Annotated in this window: 4 protein-coding genes; 2 read left to right on the top strand and 2 right to left on the bottom strand. The window is 30.6% G+C overall.

The window, feature by feature from the left end; translation table 11 throughout:
* Positions 1–26: 26 nt before the first annotated feature.
* Both QZ824_RS11180 and murI read left to right on the top strand, forming a co-directional pair.
* A complete protein-coding gene (locus tag QZ824_RS11180; protein WP_291276096.1) occupies positions 27–533 on the top strand; it encodes an OmpH family outer membrane protein in 507 nt (168 codons plus the stop codon).
* 70 nt (positions 534–603) lie between these two features.
* Positions 604–1,386 (top strand): glutamate racemase, encoded by a 783-nt coding sequence (gene murI / locus QZ824_RS11175; protein ID WP_291276095.1) that lies wholly within the window; start codon positions 604–606, stop codon positions 1,384–1,386.
* Between the two features lie 17 nt (positions 1,387–1,403).
* Here murI and QZ824_RS11170 read toward each other — a convergent pair whose 3' ends face one another.
* The gene (locus QZ824_RS11170; protein WP_291276094.1) at positions 1,404–1,919 is read right to left on the bottom strand and encodes a gamma carbonic anhydrase family protein; all 516 of its coding nucleotides are present in this window, start codon (positions 1,917–1,919) and stop codon (positions 1,404–1,406) included.
* 46 nt (positions 1,920–1,965) lie between these two features.
* On the bottom strand, positions 1,966–2,973 hold the full coding sequence (locus QZ824_RS11165; protein WP_291276093.1) for a type IX secretion system membrane protein PorP/SprF: 1,008 nt from the start codon (positions 2,971–2,973) through the stop codon (positions 1,966–1,968).
* Between the last annotated feature and the right edge of the window lie 111 nt (positions 2,974–3,084).

Genomic DNA, 3,084 nt, shown 5'->3' with positions numbered 1-3,084 from the left:
AAAATAACCTTATAAAATTAAAAGAAATGAAACAAATTAAAACACTAATTGTAGCTTTAACGTTAATTATTGGATCACAATTTACAACTGCTCAAACTAAAGTAGCACATATTAATGTACAAGAATTAATGACGGCAAACCCAGCCATGAAAGCTGCAGAAGCTCAAGTGAAAAAATTACAAGAAACTTATGACGTTGAGTATAAAAAAATGGTTCAAGAGTACCAAACAAAATTAGCTCAATATGAGAAAGAATCTGCAACTGTTGGTGACGCTGTAAATCAAACTCGTTCACAAGAAATGCAAGATATGGGGTCTAGAATACAAAAATTTCAAGACAATGCATCAAAAGCATTACAGGACAAAGCGATTGAATTACAAAAACCGATTATGGAAAAAGCTCAAGCTGCAATTCAAAAAATTGCACGTGCTAAAGGAATTCAATATGTTTTAGACTCAACTGTTGGTGGTGGTGTAATCTTAGCTGACGGACCAGATTTAATGGCTGACGTTAAAAAAGAATTAGGATACTAATTTTAAAATAAAAAATAATTTGCTGCTCATTCTTATTCTAGTTTGAGCAGTTTTTTTTTACTTTTGTTATATGATCAACAGCAATCCCATAGGACTATTTGATTCAGGTGTAGGAGGAACTTCAATCTGGAAGGAAGTACATGCGCTATTACCTAATGAGGATACAATCTATTTAGCTGACAGTAAGAACGCTCCATATGGACAAAAATCAAAAGAAGAGATTATTTACTTAAGTAAAAAAAACACTGAATATTTACTCAACAAAAACGCTAAATTAATTATTGTCGCATGTAATACGGCAACTACAAACGCCATTAAAGAACTAAGGAGTTCATACGACATTCCTTTCATAGGTATAGAACCAGCTATTAAACCAGCTGCTTTGCACACAAAAACACACACAATTGGCATTCTTGCAACCAAAGGAACTCTTAATAGTGAATTATTTCACGAAAACATAAAGAAATATCATCAAATTAATATTATTGAACAAGTTGGTTTTGGACTTGTAGAATTAATAGAGAAAGGGGAACTATATTCTGAAAAAATGAATACATTATTACATCAATACTTAAAACCTATGGTAGAACAAAATATAGATTACCTTGTTTTAGGTTGTACACATTATCCATACTTAATACCTCAAATAAAAAAAATAATACCTTCCACAATAAAAATTATAGACTCAGGAGAAGCAGTAGCAAGACAAACTAAAAAAATTTTAGAAGAAAATCAATTACTAAATACTAATAATCGTTCAAAAGTAAATAATGAATTCTACATCAATGATTCACCTATAGTCATGCAAGAACTTATAGGTAAATCATTTAAAGCTATAAAAAAGGACTTTTAAGCTTATTTAAGACTCTTTTATTCTTCTTTAAACCAATTTGAATACATTACATAATTATTCGAAATACGATCAATTTCCCCTGCAAAATCACTAGCATTTAATTCTTTAACTTTTTTTGCTGGAATACCAGCATAAATAACACCACTTTCTATATGTGTATTTTGTGTCACAACACTACCTGCAGCAATAATTGAATTGCTCTCAACAATAACTCCATCCATTAAAATAGCTCCCATACCTATCAAAACATTATCATTAACTGTACAACCATGAACGATAGCATTATGACCAATAGAAACGTTATTACCTATTTTTGTTGGATGTTTCAAAAAGGTACAATGAATAACTGCGCCATCCTGAATATTAACTTTATCACCAATTGTGATTGAATTAACATCACCTCTTACTACAGCATTAAACCAAACACTACAATTGGCTCCAAAAGTAACATCTCCAACAATAGTTGCATTTTCAGCTACATAACAATCTTCTGGAATAACAGGAAATTTACCTCTAACTTCTTTAATTAACATAATTATCTATTTTATATAAAAAATCCCGAATAAATCGGGATCTTTTTTAGTTTACTACAGCTGGACAATTACAGTCATAAGGTTTATCTTTACAGAATACATTAATACCTAATGTTAACTGATGGTATCCTGCATTGTCAAATTTAACATTCCCTAAAACATGGTTGTAAGAATATGCAAACATAAACTGTTTATAATTTATACCTACAAAAGGAGTTACCCATTGAAGTTTTTGATTATTAACAACTCCACCATTAAGATATTGGGCACCGTCAAAACTTGTTCTATAAGACAAACCTCCCCATAACTTACCAAAATCCATTCCTTTGTATACTTTAGCGTTTAAATCAATCGATTTTTCACCTGTCTTTTCAATAAATTGAAACATAAAAGATGGCTCAACTAAAATTCTATCCTCATCACCAAAAACAGCTCCTAAACTCCACAAATATTTTCTCAAGTTATCTGACTCTATACCAGCAGAATAAATTTCTCTTCTTTGATTAGAAATGAAATTTTTCACAGTTACGTGTGTAAAGAAATCTAAATAGTGATAAGAAACTCCTAAATCCATATTAAAATAAGAATCCTTTTGCGTAAAACCACCACCAACAATAACAGGATCAAAAGTCGTAAATCTAGACTCATCTAATCTACTTTGAATAAAAGCCCCACTCAAACCAAAAGATAACATATTTAAATCTACTGTAGACCTTGAAAACATCAAATGATGTGCATAAGTCAATTTTGCACCAGATTGTGAGTGATAACCATTTTTATCATTAAAAGCAATAAATCCAATACCAGATTTCGAATCTTCCCCCAAAGATGTATTAAAACTTAAGGTTTGTAAAGCTGGTGCATCCTCCTGCCCGAACCATTGTTGTCTTCCTGTTAATCTAAGTTTACTACAATTTGATGCGCCAGCCATAGAAGGATGTATCAAATAATAATTATCTGTTAAATAATCAGTGTAAACGGCAATTCCTTCTTGTGAAAATACTGACTGAGCAGCAAATAAAATACTTAAAAATAAAAATTTATTAAATTTCATAATTGTTGGATGTTATCTCTTTAATGAAAAATGTGCTTTAAATTGTTTTTGTTGTTCGTTTTCTATATAATCAACCGAGAACCAATAATCCGTTGAAGGTAAGTCTTGTCC

Origin of the sequence: Flavobacterium sp. (assembly GCF_021151785.1) — a bacterium.
Taxonomy (GTDB): Bacteria; Bacteroidota; Bacteroidia; order Flavobacteriales; family Flavobacteriaceae; genus Flavobacterium.
This window is presented reverse-complemented; position numbering and strand designations above follow the sequence as displayed.